The sequence below is a fragment of the Paraburkholderia sp. PAMB 6770 genome (assembly GCF_057748135.1).
In genome coordinates, this window is the sequence record NZ_CM173239.1 from 2,152,720 (window position 1) to 2,174,928 (window position 22,209).

The following is a 22,209-nucleotide window of genomic DNA, read 5'->3' on the forward strand; positions in this document are numbered from 1 at the left end:
GAGACCGCGATGGGCCAACTCGCACTTGCAGCAAAGATCACCCACGTGCCGTCGATGTACCTGTCGGAGCTCGACGGTCCGCACAAGGGCTGCCGGCAGGCGGCCATCGACGGCCATCACGAGATCGGCCGGCGCTGCCGCGCGCTCGGCGTCGATACGATCGTCGTGTTCGACGTGCACTGGCTCGTGAACAGCGAATACCACATCAATTGCGCGCCCCGCTTCGAAGGCGTCTACACGAGCAACGAACTGCCGCACTTCATCCGCAACATGCCCTACGCGTATCCCGGCAACCCCGCGCTCGGCCATCTGATCGCGGACGTCGCGAACGAAATGGGCGTTGCGAGCCGCGCGCACAGCGAGACGACGCTCGAACTCGAATACGGCACGCTGGTGCCGATGCGCTACATGAACGCCGACCAGCACTTCAGGACCGTCTCGGTATCGGGCTGGTGCATGTGGCACGATCTCGACACCAGCGCCCGTTTCGGCCGCGCCGTGCGCCGCGCGATCGAGGAGCGCTATGACGGGACCGTCGCGATTCTCGCCAGCGGCTCGCTCAGCCATCACTTCGCCGACAACGGCACGGCCGCCCGGTACATGCACCGGGTCTGGAATCCGTTTCTCGAACTGATGGACCGCCGCGTCGTCGAGCTATGGGAGGACGGCGACTGGCAGACCTTCTGCGAAATGCTGCCGCTCTATAACGAAAAATGCTGGGGCGAAGGCGGAATGCACGACACCGCGATGCTGCTCGGCGCGCTCGGCTGGGACCGGTACGACGGCAAGGCCGAGGTCATCACGCCTTATTTCGGCAGCTCGGGAACGGGCCAGATCAACGCGGTCTTTCCCGTCACGCCGTTGCCTGCACAACCCTGAGGAGTACGTCATGCCGCATCTGACACTCGAATACAGCGCCAACCTCGCGGACGACACGAGCATCGGGCTGCTGTGCCGCCAGCTCGCCGACTGCCTCGACGCGCAACGCGAGAACGGCGCGCGGGTCTACCCGCGCGGCGGCATCCGCGTGCGCGCGTTGCGCTGCGATCAGTACTGCATCGCCGACGGGCGCGCGGATGCGGCGTTCCTGCACGCGCATCTGAAGATCGGCGCCGGGCGCGCGGCCGACGTGCGCGCTGCCACCGGCGATGCGCTATTCGACGTGATCCGCGCGCACTTCGCGGCGCAGTTCGAAACGCAGGGCCTGGCGCTCTCGCTCGAACTGAGCGAATTCAGCGAAGCAGGAACGTGGAAGCACAACAATCTGCATGCGCGCCTGAAGGCCTGATGCAGGTAACCCGCACTTAACCGCACGCAACCCCGCACGCAACCGCACACGCAACCGCACACAACGCCGCCCTCGTCTTGCCCACACCGCGCAGACACCCAGGCACCGGAGTCGACCATGCTAGACCCGCAGACCATCCGCGCGCTCGCTGCGCAGCTCGATCAGGCCGAGCAGACCCGCACGCAGTTGCGCCACTTTTCGCGCGCCTACCCGCAGATGACCGTCGACGACGGCTATGCGATCCAGCGCGAGTGGCTCAGGCTCAAGCTCGAACAGGGACACGTGATCAAGGGCCGCAAGATCGGACTGACGTCGCGTGCGATGCAGCGCGCGTCGCAGATCGACGAACCGGACTACGCGCCGCTGCTCGACAGCATGTTCATCGAAAGCGGCCAGGACGTCCGCGCGGATCGCTTCATTGCGCCGCGCGTCGAGGTGGAGCTTGCGTTCATCCTGAACCGGCCGCTGACGGGCCCGGATGTCACGCTGTTCGACGTGCTCGACGCGACCGCGTGGGTCACGCCCGCGCTCGAAATCATCGACGCGCGCATCGAGCAGTTCGATCGCGAAACGAAGGCGCCGCGCAAGGTCTTCGATACGATTTCCGATTTCGCCGCGAACGCGGGCGTCGTGCTCGGCGGGCGTCCGGTGCGGCCGCACGAGGTCGATCTGCGCTGGGTCGGCGCGCTGCTATACCGCAATGGCGCGATCGAGGAAAGCGGGCTCGCGGCTGCCGTGCTGAATCATCCGGCTACCGGCGTCGCGTGGCTCGCGAACCGGATTGCCCGCCACGGCGAAAGCCTGCGCGAAAAGGACGTGATCCTCAGCGGCTCGTTCACGAGCCCGGTCGTCGCGCGCGCCGGCGACACCTTTCATGCCGACTACGGGCCGCTGGGCGCCATCAGCCTGAACTTTCTGTGAGACTGCCATGAAACCCGCCTCCCTGTCCGTTCCGCCCAATCCGTTCAGGCATGCGCTCGCCGCCGGCCGCCGGCAGATCGGCCTGTGGGCCGCGCTTGCGGACCCGTATGCGACCGAGCTGCTCGCGACGGCCGGCTTCGACTGGCTGCTGATCGACGGCGAACACGCGCCGAACGATCTGCGCAGCATCCTGCTGCAATTGCAGACGCTTGCGGCCTATCGCTCGCATCCGGTCGTGCGGCCCGTGAAGAGCGATGCGGCGATCATCAAGCAGTTGCTCGACGTCGGCGCACAAACGCTGCTGCTGCCGATGATCGATAGCGCGGACGAAGCGCGCGCCGCGGTCGCCGCCACCCGCTATCCGCCGCACGGCATTCGCGGCGTCGGCAGCGCGCTCGCGCGCGCATCGCGATGGAACCGCGTGCCCGATTATCTGGGCAGCGCCGAACGCGAACTGTGTGTGCTCGTCCAGGTCGAGTCGGTCCGGGGCCTCGATCAACTTGCGCGGATCGCGCGCGTCGATGGGGTCGACGGCGTGTTCTTCGGCCCGGCTGACCTGAGCGCTTCGATGGGTTACCTGGGACGGCCCGGCGAGCCTGCGGTGCGCGATGCGATCTGCGCCAGCATCCGGGCCGTCCGCGACGCCGGCAAGCAGGCCGGCGTGCTGGCCACCGACCGCGCGATCGCCGACGCGTACCTCGATGCGGGCGCAACCTTCGTCGCGGTCGGCACCGATACGGGGCTGCTAAGCCGCGCGGCGGCGGAGCTGGCCGCCGCGTACGGGACGGGGGACGGGGCGGGGCCGGCGGAGGGAATGGGGGGGTATTAGCGGCGGAGGCCCTCGAACGGGCCCCTCAAACCGCCAGGCACAAATACTTGATGACGAGATAGTCGTCGATCCCGTAGTGCGACCCCTCGCGTCCCAGTCCCGACTGCTTCACGCCGCCGAACGGCGCAACCTCGTTTGAAATGAGGCCGGTGTTGATGCCCACCATCCCGTATTCGAGCTGCTCCGCCACCCGCCAGACGCGCTGGATATCGCGGCTGTAGAAGTACGCGGCGAGCCCGTATTCCGTGTCGTTCGCGAGCCGTACCGCTTCTGCGTCGCTCGAAAACCGGAAGACCGGCGCGAGCGGCCCGAACGTCTCTTCGTTCGCGACGCGCATGTCGGCCGTGACGCCGGCCAGCACCGTCGGTTCGAAAAAGCCCTGTCCCAGCGCGTGCCGCCGCCCGCCCGTCGCGAGCGTAGCGCCTTTGTCGAGCGCGTCGGCAATATGAGCCTCGACCTTGCGAACCGCCGCTTCGTTGATCAGCGGGCCCAGCGCGACATCGGGCTCGGTGCCGCGGCCGACCTTCAGCCGTCCCACCGCGGCGACAAGCCGCGTCACGAACGCGTCGTACACGCGATCGTGCACGTAGAAGCGGTTCGTGCAGACGCAGGTCTGGCCGCTGTTCCGGTACTTCGACGCGATCGCGCCTTCCACCGCGGCGTCAAGGTCGCAATCGTCGAACACGATGAACGGCGCGTTGCCGCCCAGTTCGAGCGAAACCTTCTTCACGGTGGATGCGCTTTGCGCCATCAACAGCCGCCCCACCGCCGTCGACCCCGTGAACGACAGCTTGCGCACTACCGGGCTGCTCGTGAACGCATGCCCGATCGCCTTCGGGTCACCGGTCACGACGTTGAGCACACCCTTCGGGAGACCGGCCCGCTCGGCGAGCACGGCCATCGCAAGCGCGGTAAAAGGCGTCGCTTCCGCCGGCTTCACGACGATCGGACAGCCCGCCGCCAGCGCGGGCCCCACCTTGCGCGCGATCATCGCCGCCGGGAAATTCCACGGCGTGATCGCCACGCACACACCGACCGGTTCCTTCACCACCACGAGGCGCTTATCCGCCGCGGGCGTGGCCAGCGTGTCGCCCGCCACCCGTTTGCCCTCTTCCGCGAACCATTCGATGAACGACGCCGCATACGCGATCTCGCCTTTCGCCTCGGCAAGCGGCTTGCCCTGTTCGTGCGTCAGGATGGACGCGAGATCGTCGACGTGCTCCATCAGCAGCGCGTACCAGCGACGCAGCACGCCTGCGCGTTCCTTGGCGGTCTTCGCGCGCCACGCGGGCCACGCCGCGCCGGCCGCGGCGATCGCCCGCAGCGCCTCGGCCTCGCCCATCAACGGCACGCTGCCCAGCACCGCGCCGGTGGCGGGATCGGATACGTCGAGGCACGCGCCCGAGTCCGCCGCGCACCACTGTCCGTCGATATACGCGTGATGGCGCAAGAGCGCCGGATCCTTCAAAACAGTGGTCAATTCCACGATTGCTCCTGACTGGATAAAACCATGACGGGTGACGGCGGCGCTCACCGAAGCCGGAACACCGACACTGCGTCGCGCAGCATCGCGGCCTGGCGGTCGAGCGATTGCGCGGTCGCCGCGGTCTGCTCGACGAGCGCCGCATTGCGCTGCGTGACTTCGTCCATCTGCAACACCGCGCGGTTGATCTGTCCAATCCCCTGATGCTGCTCCTGCGCCGCACACGCGATTTCGCCGATCACGCTCGCCACCCGTTCGATCGACTGCTTCACGTCGTTCATCGCGGTCCGCACGAGGCCGGCTTTCTCCGACCCGCTCGCCGCAAGCGACGTCGAATTCGCAATCCGTTCCTTCACTTCCTTCACGGCGGCCGCCGTACTTTGCGCGAGATTGCGCACCTCGCCGGCCACGACGGCAAAGCCGCGCCCCTGCTCGCCGGCGCGCGCCGCCTCGACCGACGCGTTGAGCGCGAGGATATTGGTCTGGAATGCAACCGATTCGATCAGCCCCGTGATCTGCGCGATTTTTTCCGAGTTCCCGTTGATGCTCATGATCGCGTCGATCAGTATCTCGACCGCATGACTGCCGTCGCGCGTGAGCGTCGCTGCTTCGCGCGACAGGTCGCTGGCGAGACGCGCATTTTCAGCGGTCTGCGCAACGGTCTGCGTCAGTTCCGCCATGCTGGAGGCGGTCTCCTCCAGCGAGGCCGCCTGCTGCTCGGTACGGTCGGACAGTTCGACGCTTCCTGCGGCGATCTGCGACGAGCCGGTATTCACCGACTCGCATCCGCTGCGCACCTTATCGACGATCGCCGCGAGCGCATCCTGCATCATCCGCAGTTCGTTGAGCATCTGCCCGGCTTCGTCGCGGGCGAGCGCATCGATATGCACGCCGAGGTGGCCGCCCGCGATGGCCCGCGTGGCCTCCACCGCGCGGTGCAGCGGCACTCGGATCGAGCGCGTCAGCCAGCGTCCGGCAACCAGCGCGGCGAGCACCGCCGCGAGCGACGCGACAAGAATGCTCGCGTACATCGTCTTGCGCAGCGCATCGAGTTGCTGCCGCCCGCGCGCGATGCGGCTGCGCTCGTAATCTTCGAGGCGCTGCATCGAACCGATCAGCTTTTCGGTGCCGAGATAGGCGCCGAAGTGCTCGGTCAACGCAGACAGATCGCTGATGCCCACGGAGAAATCGTCCACCTGCTTGCGCATCGCGACCAGCCGCCCGACGACATTGCGTTGCCACGCGCGGTACTGATCGCGTGCGTCGGCCGCCAGCGCGGTCCCCTGCGGGGTCGGGTCGAACGACTTCAGCTGCGCGAGCCGCGCGGGAAAGTCGTTGCCGTGCGCATCGATCCATTGCTTGTGGCTCGTCTGCCCATCGAGATTATTCGCAAGCACGGCCCAGACGATATTCAGGTAATCCGCGGTGCCGTCCTTGATCGACAGCAGTGCGTCTTCCGAATCCGCAATCGCCTTCTGCTTCTGGTCTATCGCCCAGACGCTGTACAGGCACAAGCCCGAGCTGACGAGAAAGGCGACGATGACACTCGCGAACGCCACGCTCGCCTTGCCCCCGATGGACAGGTCCCGAATCGGTTTCATGATGGTCCTTGTTGCCGCGCTACCCGTTCGCGCGCGCGGCTATTCGAGTTGTTGCGCGGCAATCTCCGCCACCCGTTGCACGTGCGAAGTCGCGGCCTCGCGCGCGCGTTGCGGGTCGCGCGCACGAATCGCGTCGAGAATCCGCGTCATTTCGGCCACTGCCTGACGACCACGATCGTCCGACGCGATCGTCAGCGCCCGCAGCCGGTTGATCCGCGCATTCAGCGTCTGCACGATCTCCCACGCCACGGTCTTGCCGCCGCCTTCGAACATCGCTTCGTAGAACCCGGTGGTCAGCTCGCGCACGAGCGGCAGATCATGGGTGGCGAACGCATCGCGAATGCGCCCGATCTGGCCGTCCAGACGCAGCACGACCTCCGCCTCGGCGTGCTGCGCACACGCGGCGGCCGCATCGCCTTCCAGCAGTGCGCGCACGCCGTAGATCTGCGCCGCGGTGTCCACATCGAGTATCGCGACGATCGGCCCCTGGTTCGGAACCGATGCAACCAGCCCTTCGGTTTCCAGATGGCGCAGCACTTCGCGCACGACGGTCCGGCTCACGCCCAGCTCGTCGCACAGCGCGCGCTCGACGAGCCTCGTGCCGGGCGCGAAATGCGCGTCGAGAATCGCATTGCGGACCTTCGCGAGCGCGAGTTCCCGCAACGTCGTGGTGGGTCGCTCGACTTTCAGCGTCACGGCGTTGTCGTTTGCGTTCATCATGCTGCGGCAAAGAGCCTTGCGTCATGCGCGTCCCACGCGACGACAGCGGACGCGCCGATCGACAGACCGTCGGGCCGGTGCTGCGCCAGCGCGGTACGGATCGAGATCTCCTGCTGCCAGGGCGTCGCGACCGCGTAATGCATCGCGTCGCCGAGATAGGTCATGTCGCGCACCGTCACCGGCAATCCCGCCGGCACGCTCGCCTGCTGCCCCGCGTGAATGCGGATGCGCTCCGGGCGGACCATCAGCGCCGCGTCGTCGCCGACGCCGAGCGACAGGTGCAGGCTGTCCGCCTCCACGGGCTGCCCGTTCGGGAACACCGCGGCGGTACGGCCGGCGCGCTTCGCCGTCACGCGGATCGGCAGGAAATTCGAGTTGCCGATGAAGCTCGCGACAAACCGCGACGCCGGATTCGCATACAGTTCCTCGCCGGTGCCGACCTGTTCGATACGCCCCTGGTTGAACACCGCGATGCGGTCGGACAGGCGCAGCGCCTCCTCCTGGTCATGCGTGACGTAGAGGATCGTGACGCCTGTCTCCTGGTGAATCCGCCGCAGTTCGAGCTGGATTTCCTCGCGCAGCTTCTTGTCGAGCGCCGACAGCGGCTCGTCCATCAGCAGCAGCGGCGGATCGTATGCGAGCGCGCGCGCAATCGCGACGCGCTGCTGCTGGCCGCCCGACAGTTGCGCAGGCATCCGGTCGCGGCACTCGAGCAGATGCACGAGGCGCAGCATTTCGTCGACCTTTGCCTTGACCTTCGCTTCCGGGGTCCGGCGCACCCGCAGCGGAAACGCGACGTTTTCGCCCACGCTCAGATGCGGAAACAGCGTATAGCGCTGGAACACCATGCCGATGTTGCGGCGATTCGGCGCAACGGAAAGAAGCGGCTTGCCGTCGAGCAGCACCCGGCCGTCCGTGGGCTCCTGAAAGCCGGCGACGATATAGAGCGTCGTGCTCTTGCCCGAGCCCGACGGCCCGAGAAAGGTCATGAACTCGCCCTTCTTCACGTCGAGCGACACCTGGTCGATCGCGACGACCCGGTCATACGTCTTGCGCAGACGCTGAATCTGCAGAAAGGAATCCATCATCATGCATTCTCCGTCGATGGCGCGCGGCGCAGCAGCGCGCTAACCAGCATCAGTACGACCGTCAATCCGACGAGCAGCGACGACGCGGCCGCAATCACCGGCGTCAGGTCCTGGCGCAACGTGGACCAGATCCGCACAGGCAACGTCTGCAGCGTGGGGCTCGCCATGAAAATCGACACGACCACCTCGTCCCACGAGGCGAGGAACGAAAACACCGCCGCCGCGAACAGGCCCAACCGGATCGCGGGGAGCGTGACCCGCAGTTTCACTTCGAGCGGCGACGCCCCGCAGATCAGCGCGGCCTCTTCGAGCGCCGTGTCGAAGCTGCGCAGCGAGTTGCTGATCGCGATGATCGAGAACGGCAGCGCGATGATCAGATGGCCGATCACGAAGCCGACCAGCGTACCGTTCAGGCCGATCCGCAGAAAGAACGCATACAGCGCGACCGCGATCACGACCACCGGCAGGATCATCGGCGTAATGAAGAACGCCTGCACCGCGGCGCGGCCGCGAAAGCGCCCGCGCACGAGTGCGAGCGACGCCAGAAAGCCGATCGATACCGACAGCACCGTCACGATCACCGCAATCTTCGTGCTGGTCAGCAGCGAATTGAGCCAGTCCGGATCGGTGAACAGTTGCCGGTACCATTCGAGCGTCCAGCCTGGCGGCGGAAAGATCAGCCACTGCGAATTGCCGAACGACAGCGCGACGATGAAGACGATCGGCAGCAGCAGGAACAGCGCCACCAGCACGCCCACCGTCACGAGCGCCCAGCGCAGCGCGCCGAGCCGGTCAAAATCGAGCAACATGGCCTTACCCCCCGAAACCCGCGCGGTTGCCGCCCGTCAGCCGCAACTGCAGCGCGTAGAGGCCCAGCGTGACCACCAGCAGCACGAACGCAGCCGCGCCCGCGAGCCCCCAGTTCAGCAGTTCCTGCACCAGTTGCGCGATCAGCTCCGCCAGCATCATGTACGACGGGCCGCCGAGCAGCGCGGGCGTGACGAAGTAGCCAAGCGCCATCACGAACACCATCAGCGCGCCCGACGCGACGCCGGGCATCGCGAGCGGCACCAGCACGCGCCAGAATGCCTGCCAGCGGCCTGCGCCGCAGATCGCGGCGGCGCGCAGCGTCGATGCGTCGATGCTGCGCAGCGTCGCGTGCAGCGGCATCACGAAAAACGGCAGCATGATGTAGGTCATGCCGATCGTGACGCCGACCAGGTTGTTCACCAGGTTCAGCGGCGCATCGATCACGCCGAGCGCCATCAGCACGCGGTTGATCGGCCCGGTCTGCTGCAGCAGCACCATCCATGCGAACGTCCGCGTGAGCAGGTTCGTCCACATCGACAGCAGCAGGATCGCGAACAGCAGCGTGCTCACCCGGCGCGGCGCGATCGCCAGCAGCCACGCGGTCGGAAAGCCGAGCGCGACGGTCACGGCGGTCACGACCGTCGCCACCAGGAAGGTGTTGCCGAAGATGCGCAGATAGGTCGTCGAACCCAGCAGTTGCGCATAGTTGTGCAACCCCGGCGCCGGTTCGAGGAGGCTGCGCAACAGCAGCGACAGCACAGGCAGCATGAAGAAGACCACCAGCAACAGCAGCGCGGGGGTCAGCAGGCGCACACTGCGCCAGTCGCCGCGCCGGCGCACGGCGGGCGCCGCAGGCGGCGCGACGGTACTGAGAACGTTGGGCATGGCGATTCCGTTCGGCTTCGGTAGCGGACTTCCCGGTTACTTCGACTGCCACGCGTACCAGCGCTTCGCAATCTCGTCGCGATGATCCGCCCAGTACTTCATGTCGAGGTTGATCTGCGTGGTCTTGTGTTCGTCAGGCAGCGTTTTGGCGACATCCGGGGCCATCAGCGCCGCCGAATGCAGGTTGATCGGCGCATAGCCGGTTTCGGCCGCGAACTGCGCCTGCGCCTGCGGACTCGTTGCGAGCGCAAGGAATTTCATCGCGTCGGCCTTGTGTTTGCTGCCCTTCGGCACCACCAGCATGTCCGCCGCGGTCAGGTTCTGGTTCCACGAAATGCCGACCGGCACGCCTGTTTCGGCAAGCGCGTGCAAACGGCCGTTCCAGAACATGCCGATCGGCGCCTCGCCCGACGCAAGCAACTGCTGCGACTGCGCGCCGCCGCTCCACCAGACGATGTCCTTCTTGATCGTATCGAGCTTCCTGAATGCGCGGTCGAGATCGAGCGGATACAGCTTGTCCGGTGACACGCCGTCGGCCAGCAGCGCGATTTCGAGCACGCCGGGCGCGGACCACTTGTAGAACGTGCGCTTGCCCGGAAAGCGCTTCGTGTCGAACAGGTCGGCCCAGGTGCGCGGCTGCGCCTTCGGATAGTCCGCCTTGTTGTAGCCGAGCACGAACGAATAATAGAAGCTGCCGACCGCGCCCGGCGATACGAAGCGCGGGTCGAGCCCGTCCTTCTTCACGACGGAGAAATCGATCGGCTCGACGAGCCCCGCCTTCTGCGCGGCATACGCGAAGTCGCCCTCGACGTCGACCACGTCCCAGCTCACGTTGCCGCTGTCCACCATTGCCTTGAGCTTGCCGTAGTCGGTGGGGCCATCCATCAGCACGTTGACACCGGTCTGCTTCGTGAACGGCTGCGCCCAGTCTTTCTGCTGGGCCGCCTGCGTCGTGCCGCCCCAACTGGTGAACACGATCGTATCGGCGGCATACGCGGGCGCGGGCGCGCTCGCGGCAAGCGCCGTGCAGGCGGCGAACAACGGTACGGCAAACGAGGTCCATCTGCTGCTCATGTCTATCTCCGTAGGATATGTGCTTGGGGTTCGCTGCAACAACCGCGCATCACGCGAGAGGCGAAAAGCGCGCCGGCTTCATGATCTTGTTTTCCATCTCGTCCATCAGCGCCTGGATCTTCGGCGCGAATGCCTGCCATGCCGGGTTCTCGGCAAGCGCCGCACGGCGGCGCTCGCGTTCGTCGAGGCTCGGATAGGCCCAGATATGCACGATCTGGTTGAGCGGCCCGATTTCGGAATAGAAGTAGCCGACGAGCTGACCCAGATAGCGCTTTTGCAATGCGATGCCTTCTTCTTCGACCAGCTTCAGATACGCGGGCACGGCGCCCGTTTTGATGCGGTAGGTGCGGATTTCGTAAAACATGGCGACAGGGCTCCCGAAAACGTGCTCAGCGCATCACGAACGGATCGGCGATCGGCTCGTCCGACGTGCGGATCCAGACCGACTTGGTGCGCGTGTATTCCAGCACCGCGTCAAGCCCGCCTTCGCGGCCGAGACCGCTCAGCCCGTAGCCGCCGAACGGCACGACCGGCGAGATCGCGCGATACGTGTTGACCCAGACGATGCCCGCATGCAGCGCGCGCGTGAGCCGGTGCGCGCGCGTCAGGTCGCGCGTGAACACGCCCGACGCGAGACCGTACGGCGAGCCGTTGGCGAGCGCGATCGCGTCGCGCTCGTCGTCGAACGCAAGCACGCTCAGCACCGGGCCGAACAGTTCCTCCTCCGCGCACGGCACCTGCGGATGCGCGCAATCGACGATCGTCGGCTCGAAGTAGTGGCCGTGCGCGTGGCCTGCGGGCTGCGCGCCGCCCGTCACGATTCGTCCGCCCGCGGCGACGCTCGCCGCGAGTACCTGCTGGATATGTTCGAGCTGCCGGCGAGTCGCGAGCGGACCCATTTCCGTGGCCATCTCCGACGGGTCGCCGATCCGGATCGCGCGCGCCTTGTCGACGAGGCGAGCGAGCAGCGCATCGTGCAGGCCGCGCTGCACGAGCAGACGCGAACCCGCCACGCAGCTCTGGCCGCTCGCGGCGAAGATGCCGGCGATCGCGGCATTGCTCGCGCTGTCGAGATCCGCGTCGTCGAACACGAGGATCGGCGACTTGCCGCCGAGTTCCAGCGAGACGGCGGCAAGATTCCCGGCTGCGTTGCGCATCACGTGGCGCGCGGTGCCCGGGCCGCCGGTGAACGCGATCCGCGACACCAGCGGGTGGCTTGTCAGCGTGCGCCCGCATGCGTCGCCGAAGCCGGTCACGATGTTGACGACACCCGGCGGAAAGCCCGCGTCGTGCACGAGCCGCGCAAATTCGAGCAGCGGCGCGGGACCGTCCTCGGACGCCTTCAGCACGATCGTGCAACCGGCGGCGAGCGCCGGCCCGAGCTTCACCGCCGACAGGAACAGTTGCGAGTTCCATGGCACGACGGCCGCGACGACGCCCACCGGCTCGCGCCGCAGCGTGACTTCCATATCGGGCTTGTCGACCGGCAGCCACGCACCCTGGAGCTTGTCGGCAAGGCCCGCGTAGTAGCGGTAATACTCTGCGACATAGCCGATCTGGCTGCGCGTCTCGCGGATGATCTTGCCGGTGTCGCGCGTCTCCAGTTCGGCGAGCGCCGGCGCATGCTGCGCGACGAGCTCCGCGAGCCGGTAGAGCAGCTTGCCGCGCGCGCTCGCGCTCAGGTTTGCCCACGCGGGGTCGCCCAGTGCGCGGTGCGCGGCATGCACCGCGCGATCGACATCGGCTGCGCTCGCGGCCGGCATGCGCGCCCACACCGCGCCGCTCGCGGGGTCGATGCTGTCGAAATACGCGGCCGCGTCCTCGAACGCGCCATCGATGTAATGCTGGAACTGTCGCACCATGTCAGGACTCGCTACGCCACCCGGGGCATCTGCGCATCCCGCCGCCGGGCAGCAGGCGCGGCCGCGGGATACGTACTGGTCGTTTCGTTTCCGTCGCCGCGCTCGACGCGGGCATCGGGGCTCATGTCGCTCATGTCGCTCATCGCGCGAACGCCGGCATCACGTCCGAGATGAACAGTTCGAGCGACTTCTTCTTGCGCTCGAAGCTCATGTTGCTGTCCAGCCAGAAGCTGTACTGGTCGTAGCCGAGCGCCTCGTACTGCTTCAGGCGCGCGATCACGTCGGCCGGCTCGCCGATCACGAGGTTCTTGCGGATCGATTCGCGCGAGTACTGCGGGAACATCTCGACGTCGTCCTGCGTGAGCGGCTCGATGAAGCCCTGCCTGACCGGGCGGGCGTTCTTGAACCACTTGCTGAAGTAGCGATAGAAATCGGCGAGGCTGTCGACGGCCGCGTCGACCTCGGTCGGGTTCGCGCCGACGAACGTATGCATCAGCATCATCACCTGCGGCCGCGGCACGTCGGGATGCGCGCGGCACGCGGCGTTAAAGCGCTCCATCAGGCTCGCCACTTCGGCGTCGCCCGCCGCGAGCGAGGTCACCTGGACGTTGCAGCCGTTCGCGACCGCGAAGTCATGCGAGTTCGGGTCGCGCGCGGCGAGCCACATCGGCGGATGCGGCTGCTGGATCGGCCGCGGGACGGGCGTCGTCGAGGGCCACGACCAGAATTCGCCCTGATGCGCGTAATCGCCTTCGAAAAGCCGGCGCAGCGCCGGCACCAGTTCGCGCATCCGCGCGCCCGCGCCCATCGCATCGAGGCCGGGCATCAGCCGCTCGTACTCGAACGTGTACGCGCCGCGCGCAATGCCCAGATCGAGCCGCCCGTTGCTCGCCACGTCCACCATGCCCGCTTCGCCGGCGAGCGCGACCGGATGCCAGAACGGCGCGATCACCGTGCCGGTGCCGAGGCGGATGCGCTCGGTGCGCGCGGCGAGCCACGCGAGACTGACGAGCGGATTGGGCGCGATCGTGAACTCCATCCCGTGGTGCTCACCGATCCATGCGGTCTCGAATCCGCCGCGCTCGGCGATCTGTACGAATTCGGTCGTCTGCTCGAAGAGCGTGCGATGCGATGTCGTCGTGTCGTACCGCTCCATATGCAGGAACAGCGAAAACTTCATGATGTTTCCTTTCCCGTGAAAACAGCTGGGTTCATCGATGGCGCCCGCAGCGCCCGGCCGCCCATCGGCGCGTCAGTGGGGCACCGCCAGCGGCTGCACCCTGCCCGCCTCCGTATCGCCGACATAAATGCCGAATGCGTCCTCGCTGCGCTCGCGCACGTAGCGCTGCAGCATCGAGCGCACCGCGTCGTCGCGCAACGCCTCCCATGGAATGCGTCCGAGCGGCACGATGCGGATCGCGCTGTCCATCCACGCCGCGCCGCTATCGATCACGCGTCCGCGGTAATAGATCTGCACGCCGGCGCCCTGCTCGCTGCGCGACTCGAACACCGCGAAGATGAAGTCGAGATGGACGTTCAGGCCCAGCTTCGCGAGCACGCCGCGCAGACTTGCCGCGTTGCCCGCCGATTCGAGCCGGATGCCGGTCGGCAACTGCAACCCGTCCGGCGTATCGAGCAGGACGAGCCCGTCGCGGTGTTCGAGAATCGCACCCACCTGGGCGCGTGCGCCGGTGGCCGTCAGCGCATCCTGCGAGAGGCTGAAGTTCACGTATGCGCCGCGGCAATAGCCGAGCGGCGACGCACTCGTATGCAGAAAGTCGACGACGCGGCCGATCAGGATGATGTGGTCGCCCGCATCGACGACTTCGTGCGTCGTGCAGTCGAAGCTCGCGGCCGCGCCCTTCATCACCGGCGCGCCGGTGACGCGCGGCTGCCATGCGACCTGCGCGAACTTGTCGGGTGCCTTCGACGCGAACACGCCGGACACCGTCTTCTGATCCTCGGCGAGCACGCTCACCGCGAAGTGCCGCGTCTGCGAAAACACCCCATAGCTCGACGCGGTCTTCGCGATGCACACGAGAATCAGCGGCGGATCCAGCGACACCGACGTGAACGAGTTCGCCGTGAAGCCGCGCGGCGAACCGTCGGGCTGCACCGTCGTCACCACGGTCACGCCGGTGACGAACGCACCGAGCGCGCGCCGGAAGCCGGCGACATCGAATGCCGGCAGGTCGGACGGCGTAGCCGGCTGCGCATTGACTTGAACACTCATGACGCTCTCCTCAGGGCCGCGCGGGCGCGGCGCAACGACGCCGGGCCTGTGCGAGAAAGTCCAGCAACCGCGCGTTGACCGCATCGGGATGCGTGACCGCCATCATGTGACGCTCGTCCGGAACGATTTCGGCGCGGCCGAGCGGCGCCTGCGCGGCCATCGCGCGCGACATCTCCGGACTCGAATTCGGATCGCCCTCGCCGGTCAGAAACAGCGCCGGTACCGCGAGCGCGCCGAGCCGGCCGACGTGCGCGTCGTCCGAGCACGCGAACAGCCGGTACGTGCGCGCGTAGCCGAGCGGATTCACCGCCAGCAGCAGCGTGCGGACGAACCGCGCGGCGCCCACGAGCGAGGCCGGCACCGGATCGCCGAACCAGCGCGACAGCGTCGCGTCGACGCTGGCCTCGGAGCGCTCGCTGTCGAGCGTCGCGGCACGGCTTTGCACCGCTTCTCGCTGCGCGGGCGAGCGCCGGTACACCGCGTTCAGCGCCGCCACGCTCAGCGCGCGCGCCGGATACGCGAGCGCGAACTCCAGCGCGACGAGCGAACCCATCGAATGGCCGACGACGTGCACGGCGTCGATGTCCAGCGCGTCGAGCAGATGCGCGAGCTGCGCCGCGTACTCGGCAAGCGTCGGCGTCGCGGACGGCAGCGCGCTGTCGCCGTGGCCGCGCATGTCGTATGCGAGCACCTGGTAGCGCGCGCTCAGCGCGTCGATCTGCGGCGCCCAGACGCTGCGGTTCATCCCGACGCCGTGAATCAGCACGACGGTCTCGGTGCGGGCAGCGCTCGCGTCGCTGACGTCGCTCACATCGCGCATTTCGCGCGCGGCGGCGGCGCCGTCGGCGCGGGCGTACAGGCTGTAGCCCGTCCCCGCGACAACGCCGTGCGTGACAGCCGGCGCGGACAGGCAATCAGGCTTCATCGGCGGCGAGTTCCTTCAGGTCCTGGTAGCGGTCGCCGATCCGGTGATGCGGCCGGCCGCCGATCGATGCACCGAGCGCGACGACGATTTCATCCGGCGCCGGCGCATCGACGATCGAGAACTGCACGGTCAGGTAGTGCGAACGCATCCCTTCGTCGTGCTTGTGCATCAGCGGAATCGAGATCGGGCAGTTCGGGCCGCCGCGCAGATTCGTGAAGCTCAGATAGCTCTTCGCGCCGACCGCGGTGCGATAGTGATTGCCGAAGCGCAGCGTATGAATCAGCGCGGAGGCGTGCTCGATTTCCCCGGACGTGCCGACGATCGCCGCCTTCCCGTAGCCCTCGACCGCATCGCCCGAGCCGGCGAGGCCCAGGATCTGCGCGGTCAGCAGCTCGCCGAGTTGCGGGGCGAGCGCGTGAATCTCCGGCTTCAGGTCCTCGACGAAGCCGCGCCCCGCCCAGGGGTTGCGCAGCACCGCGGCGGCGGCAAGCAGCTTCAGCGGCCGTGCGGCGGCCTTGCCGCCTTCGATCAGCGTGTCTTCGGCATACGTGACCAGCTTGCGTACTTCCAGCTTCATATCGTTCTCCAGACGACGGGCACAGGGCCCTGGGTTCCGTTCAATGAGATTATGGTATGCCATATTTTGGTCGACACAAAGCATTTCAGTATTATGGAATACCATGATATTGAGGACGGGAACTCACGTGCCTGCCGCAAGCGGCAAATGGCAACCGCCGGTCCGGGCGGAGGCCGCGGCAAGCGCACGAAGGAATCACGGGAAAAGAGACGCGCAGGCCGGCGTCCGGGAGCCGGCATGCGGGCGTGCCGGCGTGACAAGCGACAGGAACCCAGACGCCGGGCCGGCGTGCTGCCCGCGCGACGGCCGCATGGCCGCCGCACGGCGCGTAGCGCCTTGACGCCGTAGCGCCGTAGCGCCGTAGCGCCGTAGCGCTTTAGAAATGGTGAATCATCGCGACGCGGTACACCACCTGGTTGGTCGTCGACGACGGACCCGCCGCCGCGAGCAGCTGCGCGTCGTCGAACTGCGTGCCCGTGTTCGCGCTGTCCACGTGCTGGTACGCCGCCTGCATGTACAGCGACGTGCGCGGGCTCACGTCATAGTCCAGCATAAGCGCCACCTGCTGCCACTTCGGGCTGTAGTTGCCCGCCGTCGTGTCCAGCTTGCCCAGCGTGTACGTGTACGACGCCCCCAGCCAGAAGTTCGGGCGGAAGTAGTACTGCCCGTTGATCTCGAAGTTGTCGAACTGCCACCCCGTCCAGCTGCCCCCGTTGGCCGGATCGATCGAGCCGCTCAGATACCCGTTGCCCGTCGGCGAGTCGATCTTCGTGTGCGAGTAGTCCACCGCCAGGAACAGCTTGCTCCACTTGTACGCCAGCGCCGCATCCAGGTTCTCCTGCGACGCCCCCGTGAACACCTGGTCGCCCGCCACCGCCCCCGCGCTGCCGTCGCCCGGATTGTCGATGTTCATGTACGCCAGCACCGCCGTCAGACCGCCGTACTGGTACTGCCCCGCCGCACTGACCAGCCGGTTGTCCGCGAAGCCCGTCGCATTGCTGAAGCCGTACATCGCCTCGCCGGTGAAGCCCGACAGCGTCGGCGACACGTACTTGATCGAGTTGTTCACCCGGAAATCCCAGTCCGTGTTGTCGTTGTCGAACGGCGTCGCGCCCACGTCGCCCGCCCAGTTGCCCGCCGCACTCACCGCGCTGAACATGTCGATGGTCGGATCGTACTGGCGACCGAACGTCACCGTGCCGTACTCCTTCGACGCCAGCCCCACGTACGCCTGGCGACCGAACATCCGGCCGTCCTGACCCAGCGCCCCGTTGCTCGCGTTAAAACCGTTTTCCAGCAGGAAGATCGCCGAGGTGCCGCCGCCCAGGTCCTCCGTGCCCTTCACCCCGAAGCGGCTGCCCACCACGTCGCCGCTCTGCACCTTCAGCACCGACCCCGAGCCCGCGTTGTTCGTGAAGTTCAGCCCCTCGTCCACCAGGCCGTACAGCGTCACGCTGCTCTGCGCGTACACGCTGCCGCCACATAGCAGCAGGGCCGGAATCGTCAGCATACGGATTGTTTTCTTCATTCGTCTCCACCCAATTGGAAGTATCAGAAAGCGACGCCGGTGCGTCATCGCGCGCTGCGCGGGCCGTTCCCGGCACGTCGAAGGGGCCGGGTGCGCGGCGCCCCGTCCTGGTCTCCTGCGACCCACGCGAGCCGAGCGCCGGAACGTCCCGGCGTCCGCTCGAACGGATCGACCGATCAACAGCGTCCGGTCCGCCGGCCACGGCGCCTCCCCGCCGGCAGGCAGGCTTCGTGGTCTGAACACTGTTCATCGAGATTATGGTATTCCATATTTTGGTCGACAAAAAGGCGACAAATATTATGGAATACCATGATATGGTTTATGCGACTGGCGTCGGACGGCAATCTGATCTGCTTCTGGCGCATGGGGACAGGCGCGGGTCGCCCGCCGGCGGGCAGGCGCACACAGGAAAAAGGCCGCCGGGCGAAACCCGGCGGCCTCTGGAATCCGCTTGACGCGCGCCTCAGGCGTTTGCGAACCGCTCGCCCTGCTCCGCGAGCACGCCCAGCGCCAGCGCCGTGGTGCGCCGGATATGCGCGATCGACGCGGCCGACGCAGCGTCGGCGTCGCGCCGCTCGATCGCGTCGAGCAACGTGTTCATCTCGCGATTCGACTCGTCGCCGCGCCCCGGTGTCGCGATGGTCAACGCGCGCAGCCGGTTGATCCGCGCGTTGAGCGTCTTGACGACCGTCAGCGACACGTGCTTTTGCGCGCCTTCGAACATCGCCTCGTAGAACTGCTCGGTGTATTCGAGCACGCGCGGCAGATCCTGGCGGCTGAACGCGTCCTCGATCGTCTTGCGAATCGCGCGCAGACGCCGCATCAGTTCGGGCGTCGCATGCTCGGCGCATGCGCGCGCCGCGTTCGCTTCGAGCAGGCCGCGCAACTCATAGATTTCGCCGACCTGGGCGGGGTCGAGCCGCGCGACGATCGGCCCCTGGCGCGCGACGATTTCCACGAGCCCTTCGGTTTCCAGATGACGCAGCACTTCGCGCACGACGGTCCGGCTGACACCGAGTTCGTCGCACAGCGTGCGTTCGACGAGCCGCGCGCCCGGCCGGAAATACCCCTGGACGATGGCGCCGCGCAGTTTGTCCAGCGTGAGTTCGCGCAAGGTTTTGGCGTTGCGGTCGATTTTGAGATCTGACATGGGCTGAACATACGGGAAGTGACGATCTTCCGCGCGCATCCGCGAGACGCACGCGCAACGGAATGCCATATTATCGTCAATCTTGCCCCATTGGCCGTCAGTCGACTTTTATCGCATCGAAACCGGCCGGTCCGGCGCATGGCCATGCGCGCGGCTGCGGCCGCGGCGCCCGGCCCTGGAGCGGAATTTGCTGCGGAATCGGCTCCACGCGAACGACGCCGCGCGAACCGGCTGGCCGGCCGGCACGCAGGCGGCCGGCAGGCTGGCCGCATCGGTGCGAACGTCGGCCGCGAACGACACTCCCAGGAGCGTGACGACCTCATGAACCCGGACCTCCCCCCGGCAGCAGAGCGCCTCTGCGCCGGCTGGCACAGCGAAATGGCGCAGCGCATCGCGGCGTTCGACTGGAGCCGCACCGCGCTCGGCGCGCGCGACAGCTGGTCGGTCAGCCTCGTCGCGGCCGTGAAGCTGCTGCTCGCGTCGCCTTCGCCGCTCGTCATGCTGTGGGGCCGCGACGGCACGATGATCTACAACGACGCCTACGCCGTCTTTGCCGGCGGCAGGCACCCCTTTCTGCTCGGCAAGCCGGTGGAAGTCGGCTGGCCCGAGGTCGCCTCGTTCAACCGGCACGTCGTCGATACCTGCCTTGCCGGCGGCACGCTGACCTATCAGGACAAGCAACTGGTCCTGTACCGCCAGGGGCGCCCCGAGGACGTATGGCTCGATCTCAGCTACAGCCCGGTCGTCGGCGACGACGGGCAGCCGGCCGGCGTCATCGCGATCGTCTTCGAAACCACCGCGAAGATCCTCGCCGAAATGCAGCGCAAGACGGCCGAAGAAGCGCTGCTGCAGCTGACCCAGACGCTCGAACAGCGCATCGCCACCGAGGTCGCCGCGCGCGTCGCGATGGAAGGACAGTTGCGCCAGGCGCAGAAACTGGAGGCCATCGGCAGCCTGACCGGAGGCGTCGCCCACGACTTCAACAACGTGCTGCAGATCATCTCCGCCAACCTTCAACTGATCGAACTCGCGACGAAAGACAACCCGCTCCTCGAAAAACGCGTCATCGCGGTGCGCCATGCCGTGTCCCGCGGCGCGAAACTCGCCGCACAGCTGCTCGCGTTCGCGCGCCGGCAACCGCTCGCGCCGGCCGTGCTGAATCCGTTTCGCCTCGTCGAGGGGATGGCCGACATGCTGCGCCGCACGCTGCCGGAATCCATCGACCTCTCGATCACGGACGGGCACGCGGGCTGGCATGTGTACGCGGACCGCGGCCAGCTGGAAAGCGCGCTGGTGAATCTGGTCATCAATTCCCGCGATGCGATCGACGGGACGGGCCATATTCACATCAGCGTGGCGAGCATCGACGCACAGACGGACGAGCGCGCCACGCGGGCCGGGGTGCATGCCGGCGAATATGTGCGCGTGTCGGTCTCGGACAGCGGCAAGGGCATGCCGGAGCACGTCAAGGCGCGGGCATTCGAGCCGTTCTACACGACCAAGGCCGAGGGGGCCGGAACGGGCCTCGGCCTGAGCATGGTGCACGGATTCGTCTCGCAGAGCGCGGGATTCGTGTGCATCGACAGTGCGGAACACCAGGGCACGACGGTGGACCTGTACTTTCCGCGCAGCCTCGACACGGAAGTGGAGTCGCACCGGCCGCCGGCCGCGCGCGAGGCGCGCGGCGGCGAAACGATCCTCGTCGTCGAGGACGATGCGCAGGTCCGGATGGCCGCCATCGACATGCTCACGCAGCTCGGCTACAAGGTGCTCTCGGCGCAGGACGGCGATTCCGCGCTCCGGCTGATCCAGAGCCGCCAGCACTTCGACCTGCTGTTCACCGACGTCGTGATGCCCGGCACCGTGCGCAGCAGCGAACTGGCGCGCATCGCCAGCGGGCCGCCGTACCACGCCCAGGTGCTGTTTGCGTCGGGCTACACGCGCGACATCATTTTCCACGACGGCAAGCTCGACGAGGGCGTCGCGCTGATCAGCAAGCCGTACCCGCTCGAGGAACTCGCCCGGGCCATCCGCGAGACGCTCGATATGGGCTCCGCCGGCCAGGCGCGCGGTCCGGCCCGCATGCCTCATTAGACAGTTTAACTTGCAAGTTAAACTGTCATCGCCTATGATCCGCCCATGCCCCGTTCACGCCCGCCCGCTCCTCCGCTCGAACCCATCGTCGCCGATCTCGCCACGGCGATTGGCCAGCTCGTGCGCAAGCTGCGCGCGCAAACCCAGTCGGGCGAGCTGAACCTGTCGCAGTCGAGTGCGCTCGCGCGGCTGGAACGCGAAGGCGCGATGACGACGGCCGATCTGGCGCGGGCCGAAGTGATGAAGCCCCAGTCGATGAAGGCGATTCTGGCCGTTCTGGAAGACGAGGGATGCGTCGCGCGTCAACCGCATCCGACCGACGGCCGCCAGATCCTGTTCGTGCTGACCGCAAAGGGACGGGCGCAACGGCGGCAGCGCACGCTCGCCAAGCGCGCGTGGCTGGTCGATGCGCTCGGGAAGCTGGACCAGGCGGAAATCGAGGCGCTCGCCGCGGCGATTCCGGTCATCCGGCGGCTCGGCGACACCTGAGGTCGGCGGCCCCCATCCTGCGTCGCGGCCGCACCATGCGTGGCTGAATGCGCAGCCTTCTCTTACATGATCAGGAGTGCATATCATGAGCGTTACCCTGCTGGATCCCCACACGGCGCTGGTCATCGTCGATCTGCAGAAAGCCGTCGCCGGGCTGCCCGGTGTCGACGCCGTAACGGCGCACGCCAACAGGCTTGCCGCTGCGTTTCGCCAGCGCGGTCTGCCGGTCGTGCTGGTGAACGTCGCCGGTCGGCCGGCCGGGCGCACCGAGCAGTCGCGCATGCCGATGGCGCTCCCGCCGGGCTGGACCGACTGGCTGCCGGACCTCGATCGGCAGCCCGGCGATCATCGGGTGACGAAACACACGTGGGGCGCGTTTGCAGGCACCGACCTCGAATCCCGGCTGAAGTCGGCGGGCGTCACCCAGATCGTGCTGTGCGGCGTCGCCACGAGCATTGGCGTCGAATCGACCGCACGCGAAGCCTACGCACTGGGACTGAACGTCACGCTGGCCACCGACGCCATGACCGATCTGACGCACGAAGCACATACGCACAGCGTGTCGCACGTCTTTCCGCGTCTCGGCGAAACCGGCACGACGCAGCAGATCGTCGATCTGCTCGACTCGCGCGGCGCCTGACCGGAGCCGCGC

At 67.2% G+C, this 22,209-nt stretch carries 22 protein-coding genes; 7 read left to right on the top strand and 15 right to left on the bottom strand.

Going from position 1 to position 22,209, the window contains the following annotated elements; all coding sequences use genetic code 11:
- Positions 1-9 precede the first annotated feature (9 nt).
- The 4 genes from hpaD to hpaI all read left to right on the top strand — a co-directional run bounded on the left by hpaD (position 10) and on the right by hpaI (position 3,038).
- On the top strand, positions 10-879 hold the full coding sequence (hpaD, locus tag AC3AP7_RS26955; RefSeq protein ID WP_487363348.1) for a 3,4-dihydroxyphenylacetate 2,3-dioxygenase: 870 nt from the start codon (positions 10-12) through the stop codon (positions 877-879).
- A gap of 10 nt (positions 880-889) precedes the next feature.
- Entirely contained in the window at positions 890-1,288 is a 399-nt protein-coding gene (locus AC3AP7_RS26960) for a 5-carboxymethyl-2-hydroxymuconate Delta-isomerase (RefSeq protein ID WP_487363349.1), read from the top strand.
- 117 nt (positions 1,289-1,405) lie between these two features.
- Positions 1,406-2,209 (top strand): 2-oxo-hept-4-ene-1,7-dioate hydratase, encoded by an 804-nt coding sequence (gene hpaH, locus AC3AP7_RS26965; RefSeq protein ID WP_487363350.1) that lies wholly within the window; start codon positions 1,406-1,408, stop codon positions 2,207-2,209.
- Positions 2,210-2,231: 22 nt separating this feature from the next.
- Positions 2,232-3,038 carry a 4-hydroxy-2-oxoheptanedioate aldolase gene (gene hpaI / locus AC3AP7_RS26970; protein ID WP_487365037.1) on the top strand — a complete coding sequence of 269 codons (807 nt, stop codon included), beginning with the start codon at positions 2,232-2,234 and terminating at the stop codon, positions 3,036-3,038.
- Positions 3,039-3,063: 25 nt separating this feature from the next.
- Here the strand turns inward: hpaI and AC3AP7_RS26975 are convergent, their stop codons facing one another.
- The 15 genes from AC3AP7_RS26975 to AC3AP7_RS27045 all read right to left on the bottom strand — a co-directional run bounded on the left by AC3AP7_RS26975 (position 3,064) and on the right by AC3AP7_RS27045 (position 18,974).
- Entirely contained in the window at positions 3,064-4,524 is a 1,461-nt protein-coding gene (locus tag AC3AP7_RS26975) for an NAD-dependent succinate-semialdehyde dehydrogenase (RefSeq protein WP_487363351.1), read from the bottom strand.
- A 44-nt stretch (positions 4,525-4,568) separates the two neighbouring features.
- Positions 4,569-6,122: a methyl-accepting chemotaxis protein gene (locus AC3AP7_RS26980; RefSeq protein ID WP_487363352.1), complete on the bottom strand. Its 1,554-nt coding sequence runs from the start codon at positions 6,120-6,122 to the stop codon at positions 4,569-4,571.
- Positions 6,123-6,161: 39 nt separating this feature from the next.
- Positions 6,162-6,842, bottom strand: a complete 681-nt coding sequence (locus AC3AP7_RS26985) for a GntR family transcriptional regulator (protein WP_487363353.1) — start codon at positions 6,840-6,842, stop codon at positions 6,162-6,164.
- Positions 6,839-7,930, bottom strand: coding sequence for an ABC transporter ATP-binding protein (locus AC3AP7_RS26990; protein WP_487365038.1), 1,092 nt, complete (start codon positions 7,928-7,930; stop codon positions 6,839-6,841). The genes AC3AP7_RS26985 and AC3AP7_RS26990 overlap by 4 nt, the downstream gene beginning before the upstream one ends.
- Positions 7,930-8,739 carry an ABC transporter permease gene (locus AC3AP7_RS26995; RefSeq protein ID WP_487363354.1) on the bottom strand — a complete coding sequence of 270 codons (810 nt, stop codon included), beginning with the start codon at positions 8,737-8,739 and terminating at the stop codon, positions 7,930-7,932. Before AC3AP7_RS26995 ends, AC3AP7_RS26990 begins: the two co-directional genes overlap by 1 nt.
- A 4-nt stretch (positions 8,740-8,743) precedes the next feature.
- Positions 8,744-9,625: an ABC transporter permease gene (locus tag AC3AP7_RS27000; protein WP_487363355.1), complete on the bottom strand. Its 882-nt coding sequence runs from the start codon at positions 9,623-9,625 to the stop codon at positions 8,744-8,746.
- A gap of 36 nt (positions 9,626-9,661) precedes the next feature.
- Positions 9,662-10,699 (bottom strand): ABC transporter substrate-binding protein, encoded by a 1,038-nt coding sequence (locus AC3AP7_RS27005; RefSeq protein WP_487363356.1) that lies wholly within the window; start codon positions 10,697-10,699, stop codon positions 9,662-9,664.
- Between the two features lie 49 nt (positions 10,700-10,748).
- Positions 10,749-11,063 (bottom strand): NIPSNAP family protein, encoded by a 315-nt coding sequence (locus AC3AP7_RS27010; RefSeq protein WP_487363357.1) that lies wholly within the window; start codon positions 11,061-11,063, stop codon positions 10,749-10,751.
- Positions 11,064-11,088: 25 nt separating this feature from the next.
- The gene (locus AC3AP7_RS27015) at positions 11,089-12,561 is read right to left on the bottom strand and encodes an aldehyde dehydrogenase (RefSeq protein ID WP_487363358.1); all 1,473 of its coding nucleotides are present in this window, start codon (positions 12,559-12,561) and stop codon (positions 11,089-11,091) included.
- 139 nt (positions 12,562-12,700) lie between these two features.
- Positions 12,701-13,741 (bottom strand): LLM class flavin-dependent oxidoreductase, encoded by a 1,041-nt coding sequence (locus AC3AP7_RS27020; protein WP_487363359.1) that lies wholly within the window; start codon positions 13,739-13,741, stop codon positions 12,701-12,703.
- Positions 13,742-13,813: 72 nt separating this feature from the next.
- Positions 13,814-14,794 carry a flavin reductase family protein gene (locus AC3AP7_RS27025; RefSeq protein WP_487363360.1) on the bottom strand — a complete coding sequence of 327 codons (981 nt, stop codon included), beginning with the start codon at positions 14,792-14,794 and terminating at the stop codon, positions 13,814-13,816.
- 10 nt (positions 14,795-14,804) lie between these two features.
- On the bottom strand, positions 14,805-15,614 hold the full coding sequence (locus AC3AP7_RS27030) for an alpha/beta fold hydrolase (RefSeq protein WP_487365039.1): 810 nt from the start codon (positions 15,612-15,614) through the stop codon (positions 14,805-14,807).
- Between the two features lie 94 nt (positions 15,615-15,708).
- Positions 15,709-16,296, bottom strand: coding sequence for an amino acid synthesis family protein (locus tag AC3AP7_RS27035; RefSeq protein WP_487363361.1), 588 nt, complete (start codon positions 16,294-16,296; stop codon positions 15,709-15,711).
- 376 nt (positions 16,297-16,672) lie between these two features.
- Positions 16,673-17,824 carry a porin gene (locus AC3AP7_RS27040; protein WP_487363362.1) on the bottom strand — a complete coding sequence of 384 codons (1,152 nt, stop codon included), beginning with the start codon at positions 17,822-17,824 and terminating at the stop codon, positions 16,673-16,675.
- Positions 17,825-18,287: 463 nt separating this feature from the next.
- Positions 18,288-18,974 carry a GntR family transcriptional regulator gene (locus tag AC3AP7_RS27045; RefSeq protein ID WP_487363363.1) on the bottom strand — a complete coding sequence of 229 codons (687 nt, stop codon included), beginning with the start codon at positions 18,972-18,974 and terminating at the stop codon, positions 18,288-18,290.
- 321 nt (positions 18,975-19,295) lie between these two features.
- Here AC3AP7_RS27045 and AC3AP7_RS27050 point away from each other — a divergent pair, with 321 nt between their 5' ends.
- From AC3AP7_RS27050 to AC3AP7_RS27060, 3 genes are all read left to right on the top strand, one after another.
- The gene (locus tag AC3AP7_RS27050) at positions 19,296-21,068 is read left to right on the top strand and encodes an ATP-binding protein (RefSeq protein WP_487363364.1); all 1,773 of its coding nucleotides are present in this window, start codon (positions 19,296-19,298) and stop codon (positions 21,066-21,068) included.
- A 45-nt stretch (positions 21,069-21,113) separates the two neighbouring features.
- Positions 21,114-21,557 (top strand): MarR family winged helix-turn-helix transcriptional regulator, encoded by a 444-nt coding sequence (locus AC3AP7_RS27055; protein ID WP_487363365.1) that lies wholly within the window; start codon positions 21,114-21,116, stop codon positions 21,555-21,557.
- 85 nt (positions 21,558-21,642) lie between these two features.
- A complete protein-coding gene (locus tag AC3AP7_RS27060) occupies positions 21,643-22,197 on the top strand; it encodes an isochorismatase family protein (protein ID WP_487363366.1) in 555 nt (184 codons plus the stop codon).
- Positions 22,198-22,209 lie beyond the last annotated feature (12 nt).